The sequence below is a fragment of the Methylococcus mesophilus genome (assembly GCF_026247885.1).
In the GTDB taxonomy this organism is placed as follows: domain Bacteria; phylum Pseudomonadota; class Gammaproteobacteria; order Methylococcales; family Methylococcaceae; genus Methylococcus; species Methylococcus mesophilus.
The window spans coordinates 4,178,919-4,196,158 of record NZ_CP110921.1 but is presented as its reverse complement, the minus strand read 5'-3'; the positions used below and the strand labels follow the sequence as shown (position 1 = coordinate 4,196,158).

Below are 17,240 nucleotides of genomic sequence, written 5' to 3'. Positions count from 1 at the left end.
GAATCTCCTAGGGCGCTCAGTTCGGGATTCTATGCACAGCCGCCGGGGATGGGTTCTTGACTCATGCCCGGCGGATTGACGCAGAGAAACCCAGAACATGGACGCATTCCGATACCCGCCGCTCGCGGCGGGCCTTTTTGCGCGCCCATGAAGGTTCACTCCACCAATAGCATGCGCCCGGCCAACATCAGAAAACCGGGCAGCATCCGTAATCCCTATTACAAAATAAATACCAAGGAGTCTTGAATGAACAATTATGGCCTTCGCCGCGTCCTGCTCGCTTCATTCCTGGGACTGGCTGCCGGCGTGAGTTTCGCCGGTGGGCGCTATGCGGACCCGCCGCCGAATCTCGTCGAAGTTCTCAACGCCAGCAAGGCGGCACTGGAGGCTGCGAAACAATCCAATAAGGATTTGTGCCTGGAGAACGCCAAAAAAGCGAGAAAACTGGCGATCGATTCCTATAAGGAAAAGAGCACCATGCCCATGCAGATGTCCAGCAGCCGATTGAAATCGGTGATTGGTTCCCTCGAAGCCGGCCAAGTCGCGGAAACGGTGACGCCGCTGGAAGAAGTGGTGAAGGAAGTCGGCGACGAAGTCGAATACTACAAAAAAGAAGGGAAACTCTAAAAGTCCCAACAACTGATGGTATGCGCCGCTTCGCCCCTAGGGAGAGAAGCGGCATATGCCTCGCCACATCCCCTGCCTATTCGAGTCACCCATGACACTCTACAGGAAATTCGCGATCATCCTCCTTGGAACCGCCTTGTTGTCCGGTTGCGGCAAGGAAGGCCCGTTTGGGAATACCCCCGGGCCCAAGAAGCCGGAATGGATGAAGTCGAAGGAAGAGACACCGGCACAACCCGGCACCGCCCCGCAGCAGTAATTCCAAAGTTCCGCCCCCTGACTCCCCAAGGGGCGGCCTGCCGCGTCATGCTCTTCGCGCCGGGTCGGGAGATACCGGACCTTCCCGCGTTCCGCGCGGGATGCGTCTGCAATAAGAACAAGTCGACAGATACGACAAGGCACCATGCAAGCAAGAAAAATCATCACGCCGCACCGCGTGTCGGAATCCGCTGCAACCGGGAATGTCCGTTATTTCCGGGGCGCATTACAGGGCAGCCGCAAGGTCTGGGCAATACTCTGCACCCTGGGCGCCACTTGCCCCGGCCCCGGTTTCGCTCATCCGCAGCCGCAACCTCCCGCCGAAGCGCAGCCGCAGCCCGAATCGGAAACACCGGCCGACTCGAAGAGCAGCGAAGCTGACTCGAAGAGCAGCGAAGCTGAAACCCAGGCACAAACGGCGACCCCGGCCGCGTCGACAAAAAAAACCAAACCGAAGCCAAGACCGGGATCGAAAAAGGGCGACGACGAGAACGACCCGCAGCTCATCGAGGAACCGGTCAGTCTGGAGACCGTTGAGGTCAAGGGGCGCGAAACCGACCTGATCGGTTTGACGCAATCGGCCTCTCAAGGGGTGGTGGGCCAGAACCAGTTCAAGTACCGACCTCTGCTGCGGGTGGGCGAACTGGTCGAGGTCGTGCCCGGCATGCTGGCCACTCAGCACAGCGGCACCGGCAAGGCCAACCAGTATTTCCTGCGCGGCTTCAACCTGGACCACGGCACCGACTTCGCCACCTGGGTCGACGGCGTGCCGATGAACCTGCCGACCAACGCGCACGGCCAGGGCTACATGGACCTCAACAGCATCATCCCCGAACTGGTGGACCGGGTGGAGTACGGCAAGGGGCCGTATTACGCGGAAATGGGCGACTTCTCGGCGGCCGGCTATGCCTATATGCATACCAAGCACCGGCTGCCGCAGGGCTTCGTCAATTTCACCGGCGGCGAATACAACTATTACCGGACGGTGGCGGCCAATTCCAACGAACTGGGGCCGGGCGATCTGCTCTACGCCGCTTCGGTCAACTTCTACGACGGTCCCTGGCAGCGCCCGATGGACCTGAACCAGTTCAACGGCATGCTGCGCTACACCATCGACAAGGAGGACTGGGGCCTGTCCGTGATCGCCAAGGGCTACAACTCGCGCTGGTATGCCACCAACCAGATTCCGGAAGCGCTGGTGCTGGAAAACCAGCTCGATCTCTACGGCACCATGAACCGCAGCGACGGCGGCAACACCAACCGCTACAGCCTGTCCACCAACCTCTGGAGCCGGGGCGAATCCTCCAAGAGCGAGCTCAATCTTTACGCCGTCTACTACGACCTGGATCTGTATTCGGACTTCACCTATTTTCTGGAGCATCCCCAGCAAGGCGACCAGATACTCCAGGGCGAACATCGGGTGTATTACGGCGGTACCGCGTCGCATAGCTGGTTTGGCAGCCTGTTCGACACCAACATGGAAAACAGCGTCGGCCTGCAGATCCGAAGCGATCAGATCGGCGGGCTGGAACTGGCCAATACCCAGTGGCGCGAAGTGTTCAACATCGTCAGCCGCAACAACGTGTCCGAAACCAGCATCGGCATGTATTTCAAGAATGAAACCTTCTGGATGGAGAAGTTCAAAACCATCGCCGGCCTGCGCAACGACATCTTCGTCTTCAATGTGGACAGCCAGTTGACGCCCCTGAACTCGGGCAATCGCAACGCCAGCATGGTCAGCCCCAAGCTCAGCATGGTGTTCGGACCCTGGGCGGATACCGAGTTCTTCGTCAACATGGGCTACGGTTTCCACTCCAACGATGCCCGCGGGACGGTGGAGAGCGTCAATCCGACCAACGGCGATCCGGCCCATGCCGTGACCCCGATGGTGCGCTCGAAAGGCGCGGAAATCGGTGCCCGCACCCAGTACATCCCAGGGCTCAACAGTACCCTGGCATTCTGGTTCCTGCACACCGCTTCCGAACTCGTGTTCACGGGCGATGCCGGCACCACCGAACCGACCGGCCCCGGCAACCGCTACGGCGTGGAATGGGCCAACTATTACCAGGCGACCGATTGGCTGACCCTGGACGCCGACCTTGCCTTCACCAAGTCCTACTACACGGATTTGCCCAGCGGCGACAATGCCATTCCCAATTCGGTAGGCCAAGTGATCACCAGCGGCGCCACCGTGCAAATGCCTTACGGTTTCTGGTCCACCCTGCGGCTGCGTCATTTCAACAATGTACCGCTGAACGAAGCCAGCACGGTCTACCTGGGCGACACCACGCTGGTCAACTTCGGCCTGGGCTGGCAGGAGGAGAACATCAAATTGCAGCTGGACCTGTTCAACATCTTCGATTCCAGGGCCAACGACATCGCCTACTACTACCAGTACCGCCTGCAGAACCAGCCGCTGGAAGGCGTGGAAGGCAAGACCATCCACCCGGTCGAACCCCGGATGCTGCGCGGGAGCATCACCATCAGCTTTTAGAGCTGTTTCACGCCGCCGGTCCTTTGGCCGGCGGACTTTTTTTGGGGGTCGATGGCCGCCTCAGTGGGAGTGGTGCTCGCAATGCCCCTCGGTAGCATGCCTGGCGTGATCGCTCAACTGGGCGTCGAACCAGCGGTGGATCGCATCGACCAGGGCGGGATCGTCCGCCGAATATTCGATCTGCGCCCCGCGCTCCAGCACGCTGTACTTGACCTTGAGGCTACCGGGAGCGGCACGCTTCAGCTCGGCGAGGCCCGGCATGTCTTCGCCGTGTATGCGTGCCGGTGCGGAAAAATCACCGTGGGCAAACTTGCCGGCGATCTCGGCGAGATGCTGGCGGATCAGGCGGATCTGCTCGGCGTCCGTCCCTTGTTTCGCCACGACTTGCTGGATGCCGCCTTGCGCCGTCTTGCTGAAGACGTGGGTGGTCTTGTCCAGATCGAAGGGCATGACCCGTGTCCCGCGCTTCGCCACCTCATCCAGCCGCTGCGCGCTCGCCTGCTCCGCAGACGCCGGTACGGCGGTTTTCCCGCCTTCGAGCCGTTGGGTCATGTAGAACACCGCGTCGGCGACATCGCGGTCGGACAGCAACGGCCTGCGTCCCTTCGGCGGCATCTTGAGGAATCCGCCGCGGGCGTGGTTTTCCATGACGGAGAAGGACGCGAACGAACGGGTTTTCCAGCTCTCCGGCCGGTCCAGCCTCGGCGCCCCCTCCTTTCCCTTGTCATGGCAGCCGGCACAGGCCGAGCGGTAAACCTTCGCGCCGTGTCCGGCATCGAGCTTGTTGCCCGCAACCGGGGCGGGGTTTTCTCCGGCGAATACGGCGGACGCCGTCAGCAGTGCGCTGGCGGCCAGGGCAATTCGGATGTTCATGCGGGCAGCTCCTCGGTTGGGAAAAGGTAAATTCTTGATGATTCGATAGGCCGATCCAATGGGGCGAAACCTTCAGGTCTCGTCGGCACGCACCCAGGTTTCCACCTCGGGCGGGCGATAGGCCGCGAAGGCTTCGAGCAGCTCTTCCGGCTGCCGCGCCACCAGCAGCATGGACCGGTGCAGCCGCCGCATGAAGCCCTCGCCCGCCGCGTGCTCCAGGAATGCGACCAGCCGGTCGTAGTAGCCGGCGACGTTCAGCAAGGCGCACGGCTTGTGGTGTATGCCGAGTTGAGCCCAGGTCCAGGCCTCGAACAGCTCCTCGAAGGTGCCGATGCCGCCGGGCAAGGCGACAAAGCCATCCGACAGCTCGGCCATCCGGGCCTTGCGCTCATGCATGGAGGCGGTCTCCACCCGTTCCGTCAGTCCGGAATGGGCGATTTCCTTCGCGACCAGCGCATGCGGAATCACGCCGATCACCTCCCCACCGGCGGCGAGCGCCGCGTCGGCGACCGCCCCCATCAAACCCACGCTGGCGCCGCCGTAGACCACACGGATGCCTCGCTCCGCCAGCAGCCGCCCGAATCGGCGGGCTTCGCCAAGGTATTCCGGCCGCTCGCCGGCGCTCGATCCGCAATAGACGCAGACGCTTTTCAGTTCCACGGGTCATCCCCCTTGAGGTGGCCAAACCCGCATGATATCGCCTGAACGGCGGGGAAACGGTTAAGATTCTGCCCTTTACGAAACCTCGAGGAGACCGCATGAAAAGCTTCCGCAAGGAACTCTGGTTCAACGTACCTAACCGCGTCGGCTTCGTGAACATCACCCGGCAGGTCGAAGAATGTCTGCGCGAAAGCGGTGTGCACGAAGGCCTGGTGCTGGTCAACGCCATGCACATCACCGCCAGCGTGTTTATCAACGACGACGAATCGGGCCTGCATCACGACTACACCCAGTGGCTGGAAAAGCTCGCGCCGCACGAGCCGATCCGCCAATACCGCCACAACGATACCGGCGAGGACAACGCCGACGCCCACATGAAACGGCAAGTCATGGGACGCGAAGTGGTGGTCGCCGTCACCGAGGGCAGACTCGATTTCGGCCCCTGGGAGCAGATTTTCTACGGCGAGTTCGACGGCCGGCGCAAAAAACGCGCCCTGGTCAAGATCATCGGCGAGTGATCCTCACCGGCGCTTGACGGGAGCGCGCATCGGCCCCGGATAGTACGGGTAGTAGAACGAGTAGGGGTAGTAGTAATAAGGCCATCCCCAGCCATACCAGGCGTAGGGGTAAGAGTAATAGCCGGCCGGCTGCCGCTCGGGCCACAGATGCAGGTAATCGCAGCCGACCACCAGGTAGTCGTATTCGGCCTCGTCGAGCTTTTGGGCGCGTTTCCCGAGCACCTTCCCGGCCACCGTCAGTTCACGGTCTTTTTCGTAAATCGTCGGATCGACGAAATAGGGGCATTCGGCCAGGAACCGGCCGCCGGAGCTGTCGCTCTGCTCCGGCCGGTCGGCGCTGTCGAGTGACTTCTGGACGACCTCGATCTCGGAGGTCTTGCCGAGATGGCGGCTCTGCACGATGTCACCGCCCAGGATCACCATGCGGTCGCGGTACGATTCGGCGTGCGACTTGAGCTCGACGAAACTGCTCGGCTGCAGGGCGGCCTGCCTGCGCAGCAATTCAGGAACCGGACTGGAGGCGCATCCCGAGACATGGGCGATCACGAGGATCAGCCCCAGACTCGCTCCGGAGCGGAACGCCGAACGACATTCGACTTTCTTCATCATTCTCGGCCCCCTGGCCTGCCGAACAGGTTTCGGGCGGCCCGCTGCCGCCTACTTGCCGGCTTCGATCTTGACCGTCATGAAATAGATCGCATCCGCGATATTCTGCTCCGATAAACCGGTCTGCCCCATGGATGGCATGTGAAGAAAACCGTCCCGCACATGGTCCTGCATGAGGGCGGGCCAGAGGATGCCGCGGGACTCCCACTCGTCCACATCATCCAGCATCGGCGCCCCTCCCGCGCCCGTATCATGGCAGCGCGAGCAGTACATGCTGTAGGTGTACATGCCCTGGCGATAGTCGGGCTTGTAGTTCGCCAGCGGCGGCGCTTCCGGCGGAGCGGCATCCTTGGCGCAGCCTGCGAGGAGAATCGGCAGGACGATCGGCGAAAACACGGAGGCGGCGGTCTTCATGGGTTTCCTGGGTAAAGGTTCCATCCAAGCCGAGTCTAGCCCACGCCTCCCAAGCCTACAAGACACTGGAACGTCATCATTCCGCCCAGCATTACGCGATAGAATCCCCCGCCATGCAAAACAGCTTCCGATCTTCCCGCGCCATCCTCATCACCGGCTGCTCGTCCGGCATCGGCCTGTGTACCGCTCTCGGCCTCAAGGCGCGCGGCTACCAAGTGTTCGCCAGCGCCCGCAAGGCCGCCGATGTGGCCCTACTGCAGTCGAAAGGGCTGGAAGCCGTGCAACTCGACCTGGCGTGTTCCGCGTCCATCCGCACAGCGCTCGAGGAAGTCCTGGGAGCGACGGGGGGCAAGCTGTACGGCCTGTTCAACAACGGCGCCTTCGGCCAGCCCGGCGCGGTCGAGGACCTCAGCCGGGAAGTGCTGCGCGCCCAGTTCGAAACCAATCTGTTCGGCACCCACGAACTGACCCGCCTCGTCATCCCGGTCATGCGCCGCCAGGGCGAGGGGCGGATCCTCCAGAACAGCTCGGTGCTGGGCTTCGCCGCCATGTCCTGGCGCGGGGCCTACAACGCCAGCAAATTCGCACTGGAAGGACTCACCGACACGCTGCGGATGGAACTGGCGGGCAGCGGCATCCATGTCTGCCTGATCGAACCCGGCCCGATCCTCAGCGAGTTCCGGGCCAACGCGTACGATCTGTACAAGCGCAACATCGATGCGGACGCCAGCGTGCACCGGGAACGCTACCGGGCCATGGAAGCGAGGCTGGAAAAGAAGGGCGCAGCGGCCCCGTTCACCGAAGGACCGGAAGCGGTGCTCAAGCGCGTGATCCACGCGCTCGAAAGCAGAAGGCCGAAAGCCCGTTATTGCGTGACCTTCCCGACCTATCTGTTCGCGGCATTGAAACGCGTGCTTTCCACACGCGCCTTGGATGCGATCCTCCGACGGATCGACTAGGAGAAAAAAGGAGTCGGCCGATAAGCCGGGTTCTGTCGTGGACAGCCATTCATCTGGGACGTACGTCACCGCACGCCTCGAGCGACCTACCCGGGAGCCGTGCGGGCCGCACGTCTGGGCGAACCCAATGCCCCCCTATTTGGTCTTGCTCCGGATGGGGTTTACCCTGCCGCTTGGCGTTACCGCAAGCGCGGTGCGCTCTTACCGCACCATTTCACCCTTACCCCGGACGAACCGGGGCGGTATATTTTCTGTGGCACTTTCCGTAGGCTCGCGCCCCCCAGGCGTTACCTGGCACCCTGCCCTATGGAGCCCGGACTTTCCTCCATCCCCTTAGAGGACAGCGGCTGTCTAGCCAACTCCATAAACATTATAACGCCAGTATGGCACGACCGGCTCATTGGAAATGCCGCGCGGGTGCCGGGGGAGCCCGTCCACCGGCATCCGCGGGCTTAAGCCGGGACTCCGGGCTATTTGCAGTTGGTCACCGCCGTGGAACCAGGACCGACGCCGCCGACCGTAGCCTGCACCACGTGGAAGAACACGTCGGTATTGTCCATGGTGCCACCCATCAGCGATGCGCCGCGACCGCAGGCCGAAAGCGGAATGTCGTTGCCGGTGTGAGCCGCAACGGCGTCCGGAATCTGGCCTGTGACCAGGAAATTGCCGGCGGTATCGCGCTCCATCGGGCTTCCCGGATAGGCGCTCAAGGGGGCCACGCCGTTACCCGGCTGCTGGCTGTCGCGCAACGGCTGCGCATTCGTACGCCAGTCCTCGTAGCGGTCGGCATTGGCCGCATAGCCGACCAGCATCTTCTTATCCGGATCGGTGTCGCTGGGATAACCGTCGGTTCCGGAAATGGGATAGTGCGGGAAACCCGCCGCATCATAGGTACCTACGACACCTTTTCGGAGCTGACCGGCGCCCCCGCCCGTCGCGATTCGCGTCTGCAGTTCGTCGTCGGTGACCGTGGAGCCACCGATGACCGCAACCCCGGCGCACTCGTGGTCGGCGGTGACCAGAACCAGGGTGCCGGGATGGGTCCGGGCGTATTCCTTAGCCACGCCGATAGCTTTGTCGAACTCGATCGTATCGAGGATGAAGCGCTCGGTATCCATGTTATGGGCCTGCTTGTCGATGGAGGCACCCTCCACCATCAGCACGAAGCCTTTCGGGCTGTTGGCGTCGAGCACTTCCAGCGCCTTTTCGGTCATTTCTTCCAGCATCGGCTGATCCGGGAAGCCGTAGTCGTCCACCACGGTGGAAGTGCCGCGGCGCTTGCCGAGTTTGTCCAGAGCCACGTTCATGTTGGAGAGCGAGAACAGGCCCAGCAGCGGTTGGTTTGCGCCAGCTGCGCTTAGGCTCGCCATGTCGTAAGCATAGTTCCAGCCGGCGGCCTGAAAGTCGCCAATCAGATCCCGGCCTGCATCCAAGGCTCCGGGCGCCGCGCCCCAACCGGCGACGATGTCGGCGGGCAGCACGTAATCGCTGCCGTTGCTGCGGGCGGAGCCGTTAAAGCTCGCCACGCTTCCCGCATCGCCGCAGCCGGCTTCGCCGCCGTTGCAGGTGGTCGGATTGGGCAGGAACCATTTGCGGCCGCCCCCCAGCAGCACGGTCAAGCCGGTGTTCGCCCTGTCGTCGAAGAACTGATCGACGATGCCGGTACCGGCCCCGCGGTTCTGTGTATGGATCGCCATGGACGCCGGCGTGGCGTCGAATACGTCCGCCGTGGTGACGACGCCCAGTTTCTTGCCCTGGCCCCGGGCCAGGAACTCGGACAGGTATTCGACCCGCGGGTTGTCGAAATTCGCCGTGGTGTCGTCCGGGAATACGCCTTCCTGATTGTTGTTGGCCTTGTTGCCGGTCACGTAGTTCTGCATGCCGGGGGCCGAATCGGTCACGATGGAATTGAGCGAGGCGGTCATGATGCTGGCGGTAACCGGAAAAGTGTCCATCGCCAGCCTGCCCTTGACCTTCCCCTGCGCCACGCCGTATTGCATGACGCGGGCCGCGGTGCGGTGGCCCGAGCCCATGCCGTCGCCGAGCATGATGATGACGTTCTTGACCTTCACACCGCCCCAAGTGATGGGCACGATTTCGAAGTTCCCGGTGGCGGTCACCGTCTGTTTGTCGCTCTGGGTAGCGGTCACGGTCAGCGTGCGGATGCCGGCTTTGGAATTCGAGTAGCCGCGTACCGACGCAGCCACGGCGTTCGGGCTCGCTTCCGCAATGGCGGTGGCCGGAACCATGCTGGTCTTGCCGCCGGTGGAGGGCGTCACCGTGGCCACGGTCTTGCCGTCCACCTTGAATACGACCGAGGTGATGGTCTGGCCGGCGTCTGGGCGGACGGTGGCCTGCAGGTCGAACTTCTGCCCGACCATGAAGCGGGAAACGATCGGGTTGGCGCTGCCCGTCCTGAACAACTCACTGGGCGGCGTAAGACGGGATATCGCGGGCGCAGCGTAGGCATTCGCGGAAATCGCCGAAGCTACGGCGAGAGCGGTCAGCGAAATACGGTTCGGGAACTTGCCATGTCTCATTGGGGACACTCCGGTAAAGGTGGCGGAAAGCGTTTCGAATTGGTTCGTTCACGACGCGCCGGGCCTGGTTTCCGTTCGAGCTCAGCCGTTATTTTTAGCCAGATGCACTGGCTCTTAGTGGTGGTGGGCATGGCTCGCCACCCCTTGTTCCAGGAGAACCGGCGCTTGACCGTCCGGTGCCTTGATTGAGCCGGCACCGTCAAGATTCAGGCGCGCGTAGGAAATGCGTCCGTTCGGCTCCTCTCGGCTGCCCAGTTCCAACGTTCCCGTCAGTGTCCAGGGGCCGGGGCGGTAAGCCAGAATCCTGTTAGCGTTTTCGCCGGTGGCGTGCGCGAACAGCGTCGCCGGCGGCAGATAATCGGCCGGGCCGTCAGCCAGCTCGGCCAGGGTGACGGGGACAGGCGTCAGCATGACGAGTCCCGGAAAAGGTTCCTCCTCCTTGACCAGATAGCCCTCGACGCGAACCCGCCTGCCCACAAGCCCGCGGAGCTTTTCCGTAGGCTCGAGCCCCCGCGGCCCTACGGGCAGCTTGAAGAACTCGGACAGCCGCAACTCGGCAGCCGGAACGGCTTGCGGATCGGACGCTGCGGCGCGCGATGGGTCGTCCGCGGGCTGGTTCGCACAGCCGGCCGTCAGGGCCAGGAGCAGCAAACCGCCGCATTGCCCCGGCGCGGGCCGGTCCTCGAAATTCTGCATGCTCCACCGAGTCGGGAAATTCAGACACGGACGCCGACACGCGCAATGCATCGGGCATCCTTCCAGTGGCGGGAGCCTAGGGAATGAAAGTTATCTGGTTATGACGTTCCCGTGACGGTTCGGTGGCGAATCTCCAAAAAAAAGGCGCCGGTAGCGGCCTTCCCGATGCCAAGCGGATCAAGCCGGCGGCGTCCTCCTAGGACGCGCGCCAGGCCCCGTCTAATAAGAAGCGCTTCCTCGACTACACTTGACGCGGGCACAGGAGCGACTCCACCGCGTCGGGCGACGGCGGCGATCCCCGAACCGCGCTCGGCAAAAAAGCGCCATACCAGCGCCGGCCGGTGTCGACCTCCCGCCTTTGCCCCGGAAATCACGCAATTTTTCCCACCTGGAACACATCCTGCTTTCTCGGCTTCATGGTCACGACAGCCCGCCTCCCGACTCTTTTTCTCCCGTTCCTGATATGGACGGCATTGGCCCTGTTGCCCGCGCCGGCGACTGCAAACGCCCTCAAGTCGCTGGTCATGCCCGGCGAGCTGGTCTCGGGGCACGCCAAGTACGAACAGCAGTGCCAGAAGTGCCACGATCAGCCTGCGCAAACCGTATCCAACGCCCTATGTCTGGCCTGCCACAAGGAGCAGGCCGAGGACGTCGAAACCGGCAAGGGATTCCACGGCCACCTGAAAAACATGGAAGACCGGAAATGCAAAGGCTGCCACAGCGAGCACAAAGGACGGCGCTTCGACATCATGGGGCTGGACAAGGAAACCTTCGACCACCGGAATACCGACTTCCTGCTGAAAGGCGAGCACTTGAAGGTCGAATGCTCCCGCTGCCACCTGGACAAGAAAAAATACCGCGAGGCCTCGCACCAATGCGCGGTCTGCCACAAGGACGACGAGCCCCATGAAGGCCGCCTGGGCGACAAGTGCACCGACTGCCATAGCGAAGCCGGCTGGAGAGAGCCAAAGTTCGACCATGCGAAGACACGGTTCCCCCTGACGGCCAGCCACAAGGACGTCGCTTGCGGCAACTGCCACGCCGACCGTCGCTTCAAGGAGACGGCCAGAAACTGTTACGCCTGCCACGAAATCAACGACATCCATGCCGGCCACATGGGTCAACAATGCGACAAGTGCCATGAAACAACGAAATGGACCCGGCCGAAATTCGATCATCGGCGCGACACCCGATTTCCGCTGACGGGAAAACACGACAAGGCTTCCTGCGAAAGCTGCCACAAGGCTGATCCTTTCGAGGACAAGCAGGCAATGGCATGCGTGTCCTGCCACGAAAAAGACGACGAGCACAAGGGCCGCCGCGGCAACCGCTGCGAAGCCTGCCACACCCCGCAGAGCTGGGCGAAAACCACGTTCGATCATGCCGCGACGCGGTTCCCGCTGCGCAACAGCCACAGCACCGTCGCCTGCGGTAGCTGTCACAAAGGCGCGATGTACGAGGACAAGCTCAGCCTCAACTGCGTCTCGTGCCACAAGAAAAACGATCCCCACAAGAACGAGGAGGGGGATGCCTGCGAAAAATGCCACTCCGACCGGGGCTGGCGCGTCGGCGTCGCCTTCAGCCACGATCTGACCCGATTCCCGCTCACCGGCCTGCACGCCATCACGCCTTGCGCCGAGTGCCATCTGACCGCGAGCTTCCGGGACGCCGAAACCCAGTGCGTGTCGTGCCACCGAAAGGACGATCCGCATGGCGAGGCCTTGGGCCGCAACTGCGAGCGCTGCCACACGCCGAACGGATGGCGTCTCTGGAATTTCGACCACGGCAAGGAAACCGGCTTTCCGCTCGAAGGCAAACACGAAAAGCGGGTCTGCACGGGTTGCCACAAAGGTCCGGCGTCCGCCGACGGCCGGTTCGCGCTGTCCAGCGATTGCTTTAGTTGCCACGAAAAGGACGAACCGCACCGCGGCGCCTACGGCAGGGAATGCGGCCGCTGCCATACGCCGCAAGGGTTCAACCAACTGAAGCAGCGCCTCAGATGACGCCGCATTCCATCGCGCCCCCTCGGCGTCCCGCCGATGATGCAAGGAGAAGCCAGTGAAACCTTCAGCCTCCCACACGACTTCGCCGTTCAGATCGCTCGCCCTGATCCTTCTGGTTCTGGCGGGAATGCTATCCGTACCGGCAGCCGCTGCCGACCGGCCGGCCACGCCGAAGGATTTCGAGCACCTGGATACCGGCTTCCCTCTGCGTGGCGCGCATGAACATCTGACCTGCGAACAATGCCACGTCCGCGGCATCTTCAAGGGCACACCGCGCCGTTGCATCGGCTGCCATCAACTGGCGACCGATATCGAGGCGTCCAAGAAATCACCCAACCACATCCCGACCACGGAGGATTGCGACGTCTGCCACAACGACTTCCTCCCGAACGTGAGCTGGCAGCTCGTCAACATGAACCACGCCGGTATCGTCAACAATTGCGCAAGCTGCCACAACAACGTCTTCGCACCCGGCAAGCCGCCCAACCACATCCCCACCAACGCCCCTTGCGAGACCTGCCACCGCTCCACGATCGCCTGGGCCGGCGCGCGCTTCGACCATGTGGGCGTTTCCGCGGGATGCGGCCAGTGCCATAACAACGTCACGGTTGCCGGCAAGCCGGCCAACCATATTCCGACCGGCCAGGCCTGTGAGACCTGCCATATTTCCACCACCGCCTGGGCGGCGGTCAGGATGAATCATGAAGGCGTCGCGTCCGGCTGCGCCCGCTGCCACAACAACGTGCTCGCCATCGGCCAGCCCCGCAACCACATCCCGGTACCCGCGACACCCTGCGAAACCTGCCACAACCCCGCACAATTCCATACCTTCGCCGGCGCGCGGATGGACCACACCGGCGCCAACATCAGCCATGGCTGCCAGCGCTGCCACGAAGCGGGGAACATCTACGGCATCACCTCCAGGCCAGCCCCTCCCCACCCGCAGCCGAACGTAGCGCCGGATTGCAGCCAGTGCCATCTGAATACGCATTCGTTCCTTCCGGTGTTCACGCGGTAGCCGTTCATGTCGAGAACGATATCGCGCACGACGGCGCGCGCCCGGACCGCCCTGGGCGCAATATTCGGGGCGCTGGCAACGGCAGTGTTTTCCGCCACGGCGGCCCAGGGCTTCCTTGAAGGATTGGACGTCGACCATTCGTCATCGCAGCCGGTCATCCACATCCGCATGGCGGAACCGGTCAACTACGTGCGGCACTCGCCCACGGAATCCGGCGACACCCTGCGCATCCGGGTCAACCGCGCGTCACCCGCCATGTCGCAGAGCCCCTTGCCGCAGCGGAGCGCACTGCCTTGGGCGGCAACCGCGGAGGTGCCGCTGACCGAAGTCGAATATGAAACCAAGCCCGGCGGGGACTTCCTGACGCTGCGGTTCAGCCGCGCCGTCCGGTTCGATGTCAGGCCGGGCAAAGACGCCCAGGGAATCGACGTAGCGCTCGCCGGCTCTGGCGACGGAGAGCGCCCCGCTGCGGGCGGCAACTCAGCCTCTGTTTCGTCGGCCAGCGAAGCCTGCACCTCCGGCCTCCGTGCCAAGTCACTGCCCGCCGAACTCCAGGAGGCCGCGCGCCAGTGCATGATCAAGGAAGACTGGCCCGCCGCCGTGGCCCTCTACACCAAGCTGCTGCAGCAAACCGATGCGAGCTATCACCGGGAGGCCCAGGAGATGGTGGGCGTGGCGCGCGAGCGCAACGGCCAGGCCTTCCGTGCCAAGTCCGAATACGAAAAATACCTGCAGCGCTATCCCGAAGGAGAAGGGGCCGAGCGCGTCAAGAAGCGCCTGGACGCGCTGGACAGTGCCGACCAGCCCCCCAAGGAAAAGCTGGCGCCGCTGTCGTCTCCCCCGGTCGCCGAGCGCGGCTGGGAAACCTACGGCAGCTTCGGCCAGTACTATTTCCGCGACGCCCTGCTCACTGAAAACCAGGGCGAATACGTCGACCAGTCGCTGTTCCTTACGGTACTGGATTTCACCAGCCGTCTGCGCACCGAGCGCTTCGACATCCGGACCCAGTTCGACGCCCGCTACCGCCAGAACTTCCTGAAAGTGGTCTACGACGAGAACAACCAGTTCCGGGTCGCCAACGCCTTCGTCGACTTCGTGGACAAGGAAACCCGGATTTCCGGCCGCATCGGACGCCAGTCGCGCAGCAGCGGCGGCGCCATGGGCCGTTTCGACGGCGGGGTGCTCAGCTATCGTTTCGCGCCGCAGTGGCAGGCCACGGTCATCGGCGGATTCCCCGTGCTGCCCTATCGCTCCACCGCGCCCAATACCAACACCTCATTCGAAGGCGCGTCCCTGGAATTCGGGCCGTTCGCGGACTACTGGGCCGGCAACGTGTTCTTCATCAACCAGACGGTCGACGGCCTGTTGGGCAGGCGGGCCGTGGGCGGCGAAGGCCGCTACCAGCATCCGGTGCACCCGGTGTTCACCCTGTTCGACTACGATGTCCACTTCAACGCCCTGAATACGGCTCAAGTGGTCACGAACTGGAACTTCGACACCGGCGCCATCCTCACCCTGACCGCCGACTACCGCAAAACCCCCTACCTGAGCACCAGCAACGCGCTGATCGGCTGGGGATCGGGCTACGGTCCCGGCACCGGCTACGGCGCGGATTCGGTCAGCGACATCCTGCGCTATCAGGACACCATCGACCTCAAGACGCTGGCGGAGGACAATACGCCGACGTTCAAGTATCTCAGCATCAGCGGCATTACCCCTATTACCCACGACACCCAGATCAATGCCGACATCACCGTCTCCAACCTGTCGGCGACCAAAGGCTCGCCCTGGGTCTCCGCCTACCAGGGGTCGGGCACTCAGGTCTCGTATTTCGGCCAGGTCATCACCCATCGCCTGGTCACGGACAACGACGTATGGAATTTCGGCCTGCGCTACATGACGCAACAGATCGACGATATCCTGTCCGGGTTCGTGGACGCGCATTATCCCGTCACCCCGGATATCCGCATCGATCCCAGGCTGAGAGTCGACTATTTCACCGGCTTCGACGGCCCCGACGTATGGCGGGTTCGCCCCGGCACGCGCTTCAACTACCGCGTGGTCGACGGCCTTTATTTCGAACTCGAGGGAGGGTTCGAATACATGACCAAGCCCCTGGTGCTCAACGAACGCGATACCAAAGGCTATTATGTCAACGTGGGATACCGCTGGGATTTCTGATCCCACCGCTCCTATCCACCCAGACGACTTCCATCGATGAACAGCAGTACAATGACGACCGTATTCGCAGGGAATTCCGCTCCAACGGCTGGAGTAAACAAGGACACCGGTTTTTTCGGCAGCCTCCTGGCGGACAAGAAGATTCTCACATTGTTCGCCGCCATCGTCCTGTTCGGCTTTTTCACGAAAATCCCCCGCCTCGAATACCCGCAGGACTTCTATTTCGACGAGGTCTATCACGGCTTCACGGCGACCGTCGTCCTGCACGGCGACCGGAACGCCTACGACCCCTGGGCGAAGTCGCCGCCGGGGAAGGCGTATGAGTGGACGCACCCGCCCTTGTCCAAGCTGATCATGGCCGGAATGATGTCGGTTTTCGGGGAGAACGCGTTTGGCTGGCGCATCGGCTCCGTCATTTTCGGGACCCTCGCCACCATTGCCGCTGCTGCGCTGGCTTTCGAGCTGTTTGGGTCCCTCCCCGTCGCTGTCCTGACCGCTGCGCTGATGAGCCTGGACGGCCTCCTCCTCAGCCAGTCCCGCATCGCGATGAACGATATCTACTTCATCTTTTTCATGTTGACGGCCTTGATCGGCTACGTCCGCTGGAAAAGAGACGAGACCTCGATGCGCTGGCTGTATTTCACCGGAACGGCACTTGGCCTTGCGCTCGCGACCAAATGGACCACACTCTACGTGTTTCTGGTCCTGGCCGTCGATCTCGGCGTAACGGCGGTCCGTAACCGGCGCCTGCCTCCCCTTGCGGCCTGCCTCAATATGCCCGTGGCGCTGGGCCTCCTGCCCATTGCGATCTATCTGTCGTCCTACCTGCAGTACTTCGCTCTGGGCTACCGCTGGCCGGAATTTATCGAACTGTTCCGCCAGATGTGGTTCTACCATACCGGACTGAAAGCCACCCATGCGGCCCATTCGCAACCCTGGCAGTGGATACTCAACCTCCGCCCGGTATGGATGTACGTCGATTATTCGGTGCCTGGGAAAATCGCCAATATTTACAACCTGGGAAACTCGGTGATTTTTTATGGCGGGCTTTATGCGGTTACCACCACAATCCTCAAGATGGAATGGTACCGGAGCTGGCCCGTGGCGTTCATGATTCTGGTCTATTTCATGCTGTGGCTGCCGTGGACCATTTCACCCAGGATCATGTTCTTCTACCACTATGCGCCGGCGGTGCCGATACTGTGCATCATTCTCGCCCGCTGGCTCGGCGGCAATCTGGTGAGCCGCGAAAACGCCGATCGGATGACCGCAAAATTCATCATTGCGGCGGCTGTTCTCTGGTTCATCGTGTTCTATCCCGACAACACCGCCGTACACGTTCCGCAGGGTTTCGCCGACGCCGTATATTTTTCGGTTCCGGGATGGAAAAATTGAA

General features: G+C 62.5%; 15 protein-coding genes and 1 other RNA gene. 9 read left to right on the top strand and 7 right to left on the bottom strand.

The window, feature by feature from the left end; translation table 11 throughout:
• Positions 1–246 precede the first annotated feature (246 nt).
• The 3 genes from OOT43_RS19730 (at position 247) to OOT43_RS19720 (ending at position 3,376) form a co-directional block, all read left to right on the top strand.
• Positions 247–627 carry a hypothetical protein gene (locus OOT43_RS19730; protein WP_266022407.1) on the top strand — a complete coding sequence of 127 codons (381 nt, stop codon included), beginning with the start codon at positions 247–249 and terminating at the stop codon, positions 625–627.
• A gap of 91 nt (positions 628–718) precedes the next feature.
• Positions 719–883, top strand: coding sequence for a hypothetical protein (locus OOT43_RS19725; RefSeq protein ID WP_266022406.1), 165 nt, complete (start codon positions 719–721; stop codon positions 881–883).
• Between the two features lie 144 nt (positions 884–1,027).
• Positions 1,028–3,376, top strand: a complete 2,349-nt coding sequence (locus OOT43_RS19720) for a TonB-dependent receptor (protein WP_266022405.1) — start codon at positions 1,028–1,030, stop codon at positions 3,374–3,376.
• A gap of 60 nt (positions 3,377–3,436) precedes the next feature.
• Here OOT43_RS19720 and OOT43_RS19715 read toward each other — a convergent pair whose 3' ends face one another.
• Both OOT43_RS19715 and OOT43_RS19710 read right to left on the bottom strand, forming a co-directional pair.
• Complete coding sequence (locus tag OOT43_RS19715; protein ID WP_266022403.1) at positions 3,437–4,249, bottom strand: c-type cytochrome; 813 nt, start codon at positions 4,247–4,249, stop codon at positions 3,437–3,439.
• A 72-nt stretch (positions 4,250–4,321) separates the two neighbouring features.
• Positions 4,322–4,909: an LOG family protein gene (locus OOT43_RS19710; protein WP_266022402.1), complete on the bottom strand. Its 588-nt coding sequence runs from the start codon at positions 4,907–4,909 to the stop codon at positions 4,322–4,324.
• Positions 4,910–5,007: 98 nt separating this feature from the next.
• Between OOT43_RS19710 and OOT43_RS19705 the strand changes: the two genes are divergently transcribed.
• A complete protein-coding gene (locus OOT43_RS19705; protein ID WP_266022401.1) occupies positions 5,008–5,427 on the top strand; it encodes a secondary thiamine-phosphate synthase enzyme YjbQ in 420 nt (139 codons plus the stop codon).
• A 3-nt stretch (positions 5,428–5,430) separates the two neighbouring features.
• Here OOT43_RS19705 and OOT43_RS19700 read toward each other — a convergent pair whose 3' ends face one another.
• Together OOT43_RS19700 and OOT43_RS19695 are read right to left on the bottom strand one after the other, a co-directional pair.
• Entirely contained in the window at positions 5,431–6,036 is a 606-nt protein-coding gene (locus tag OOT43_RS19700; RefSeq protein ID WP_266022400.1) for a Slp family lipoprotein, read from the bottom strand.
• Positions 6,037–6,084: 48 nt separating this feature from the next.
• The gene (locus tag OOT43_RS19695; protein ID WP_266022399.1) at positions 6,085–6,447 is read right to left on the bottom strand and encodes a c-type cytochrome; all 363 of its coding nucleotides are present in this window, start codon (positions 6,445–6,447) and stop codon (positions 6,085–6,087) included.
• Between the two features lie 113 nt (positions 6,448–6,560).
• Between OOT43_RS19695 and OOT43_RS19690 the strand changes: the two genes are divergently transcribed.
• Positions 6,561–7,406, top strand: coding sequence for an SDR family oxidoreductase (locus OOT43_RS19690; RefSeq protein WP_266022398.1), 846 nt, complete (start codon positions 6,561–6,563; stop codon positions 7,404–7,406).
• A gap of 5 nt (positions 7,407–7,411) precedes the next feature.
• On the opposite strand, the gene rnpB is transcribed toward OOT43_RS19690, so the two are convergent.
• From rnpB to OOT43_RS19675, 3 genes are all read right to left on the bottom strand, one after another.
• Positions 7,412–7,769: RNase P RNA component class A (gene rnpB / locus OOT43_RS19685), an RNA gene on the bottom strand.
• A gap of 107 nt (positions 7,770–7,876) precedes the next feature.
• Entirely contained in the window at positions 7,877–9,946 is a 2,070-nt protein-coding gene (locus OOT43_RS19680) for an alkaline phosphatase (RefSeq protein ID WP_266022396.1), read from the bottom strand.
• 114 nt (positions 9,947–10,060) lie between these two features.
• A complete protein-coding gene (locus tag OOT43_RS19675; RefSeq protein ID WP_266022395.1) occupies positions 10,061–10,642 on the bottom strand; it encodes a hypothetical protein in 582 nt (193 codons plus the stop codon).
• Positions 10,643–11,058: 416 nt separating this feature from the next.
• Between OOT43_RS19675 and OOT43_RS19670 the strand changes: the two genes are divergently transcribed.
• From OOT43_RS19670 to OOT43_RS19655, 4 genes are read left to right on the top strand one after another with little or no spacing between them, the layout of a single operon-like run.
• Positions 11,059–12,645 (top strand): cytochrome c3 family protein, encoded by a 1,587-nt coding sequence (locus tag OOT43_RS19670; protein ID WP_266022393.1) that lies wholly within the window; start codon positions 11,059–11,061, stop codon positions 12,643–12,645.
• A 55-nt stretch (positions 12,646–12,700) separates the two neighbouring features.
• Positions 12,701–13,663, top strand: coding sequence for a cytochrome c3 family protein (locus tag OOT43_RS19665; RefSeq protein WP_266022392.1), 963 nt, complete (start codon positions 12,701–12,703; stop codon positions 13,661–13,663).
• A gap of 6 nt (positions 13,664–13,669) precedes the next feature.
• Positions 13,670–15,844, top strand: a complete 2,175-nt coding sequence (locus tag OOT43_RS19660) for a porin family protein (RefSeq protein WP_266022391.1) — start codon at positions 13,670–13,672, stop codon at positions 15,842–15,844.
• A gap of 36 nt (positions 15,845–15,880) precedes the next feature.
• Complete coding sequence (locus OOT43_RS19655) at positions 15,881–17,239, top strand: phospholipid carrier-dependent glycosyltransferase (protein WP_266022390.1); 1,359 nt, start codon at positions 15,881–15,883, stop codon at positions 17,237–17,239.
• Position 17,240: the final 1 nt, after the last annotated feature.

Coding starts and splice junctions, on each gene's coding strand:
- OOT43_RS19730 (WP_266022407.1), top strand. CDS start 247: ATGAACAATTATGGCCTTCGCCGCGTCCTGCTCGCTTCATTCCTGGGA.
- OOT43_RS19725 (WP_266022406.1), top strand. CDS start 719: ATGACACTCTACAGGAAATTCGCGATCATCCTCCTTGGAACCGCCTTG.
- OOT43_RS19720 (WP_266022405.1), top strand. CDS start 1,028: ATGCAAGCAAGAAAAATCATCACGCCGCACCGCGTGTCGGAATCCGCT.
- OOT43_RS19715 (WP_266022403.1), bottom strand. CDS start 4,249: ATGAACATCCGAATTGCCCTGGCCGCCAGCGCACTGCTGACGGCGTCC.
- OOT43_RS19705 (WP_266022401.1), top strand. CDS start 5,008: ATGAAAAGCTTCCGCAAGGAACTCTGGTTCAACGTACCTAACCGCGTC.
- OOT43_RS19700 (WP_266022400.1), bottom strand. CDS start 6,036: ATGATGAAGAAAGTCGAATGTCGTTCGGCGTTCCGCTCCGGAGCGAGT.
- OOT43_RS19695 (WP_266022399.1), bottom strand. CDS start 6,447: ATGAAGACCGCCGCCTCCGTGTTTTCGCCGATCGTCCTGCCGATTCTC.
- OOT43_RS19690 (WP_266022398.1), top strand. CDS start 6,561: ATGCAAAACAGCTTCCGATCTTCCCGCGCCATCCTCATCACCGGCTGC.
- OOT43_RS19680 (WP_266022396.1), bottom strand. CDS start 9,946: ATGAGACATGGCAAGTTCCCGAACCGTATTTCGCTGACCGCTCTCGCC.
- OOT43_RS19675 (WP_266022395.1), bottom strand. CDS start 10,642: ATGCAGAATTTCGAGGACCGGCCCGCGCCGGGGCAATGCGGCGGTTTG.
- OOT43_RS19670 (WP_266022393.1), top strand. CDS start 11,059: ATGGTCACGACAGCCCGCCTCCCGACTCTTTTTCTCCCGTTCCTGATA.
- OOT43_RS19660 (WP_266022391.1), top strand. CDS start 13,670: ATGTCGAGAACGATATCGCGCACGACGGCGCGCGCCCGGACCGCCCTG.
- OOT43_RS19655 (WP_266022390.1), top strand. CDS start 15,881: ATGAACAGCAGTACAATGACGACCGTATTCGCAGGGAATTCCGCTCCA.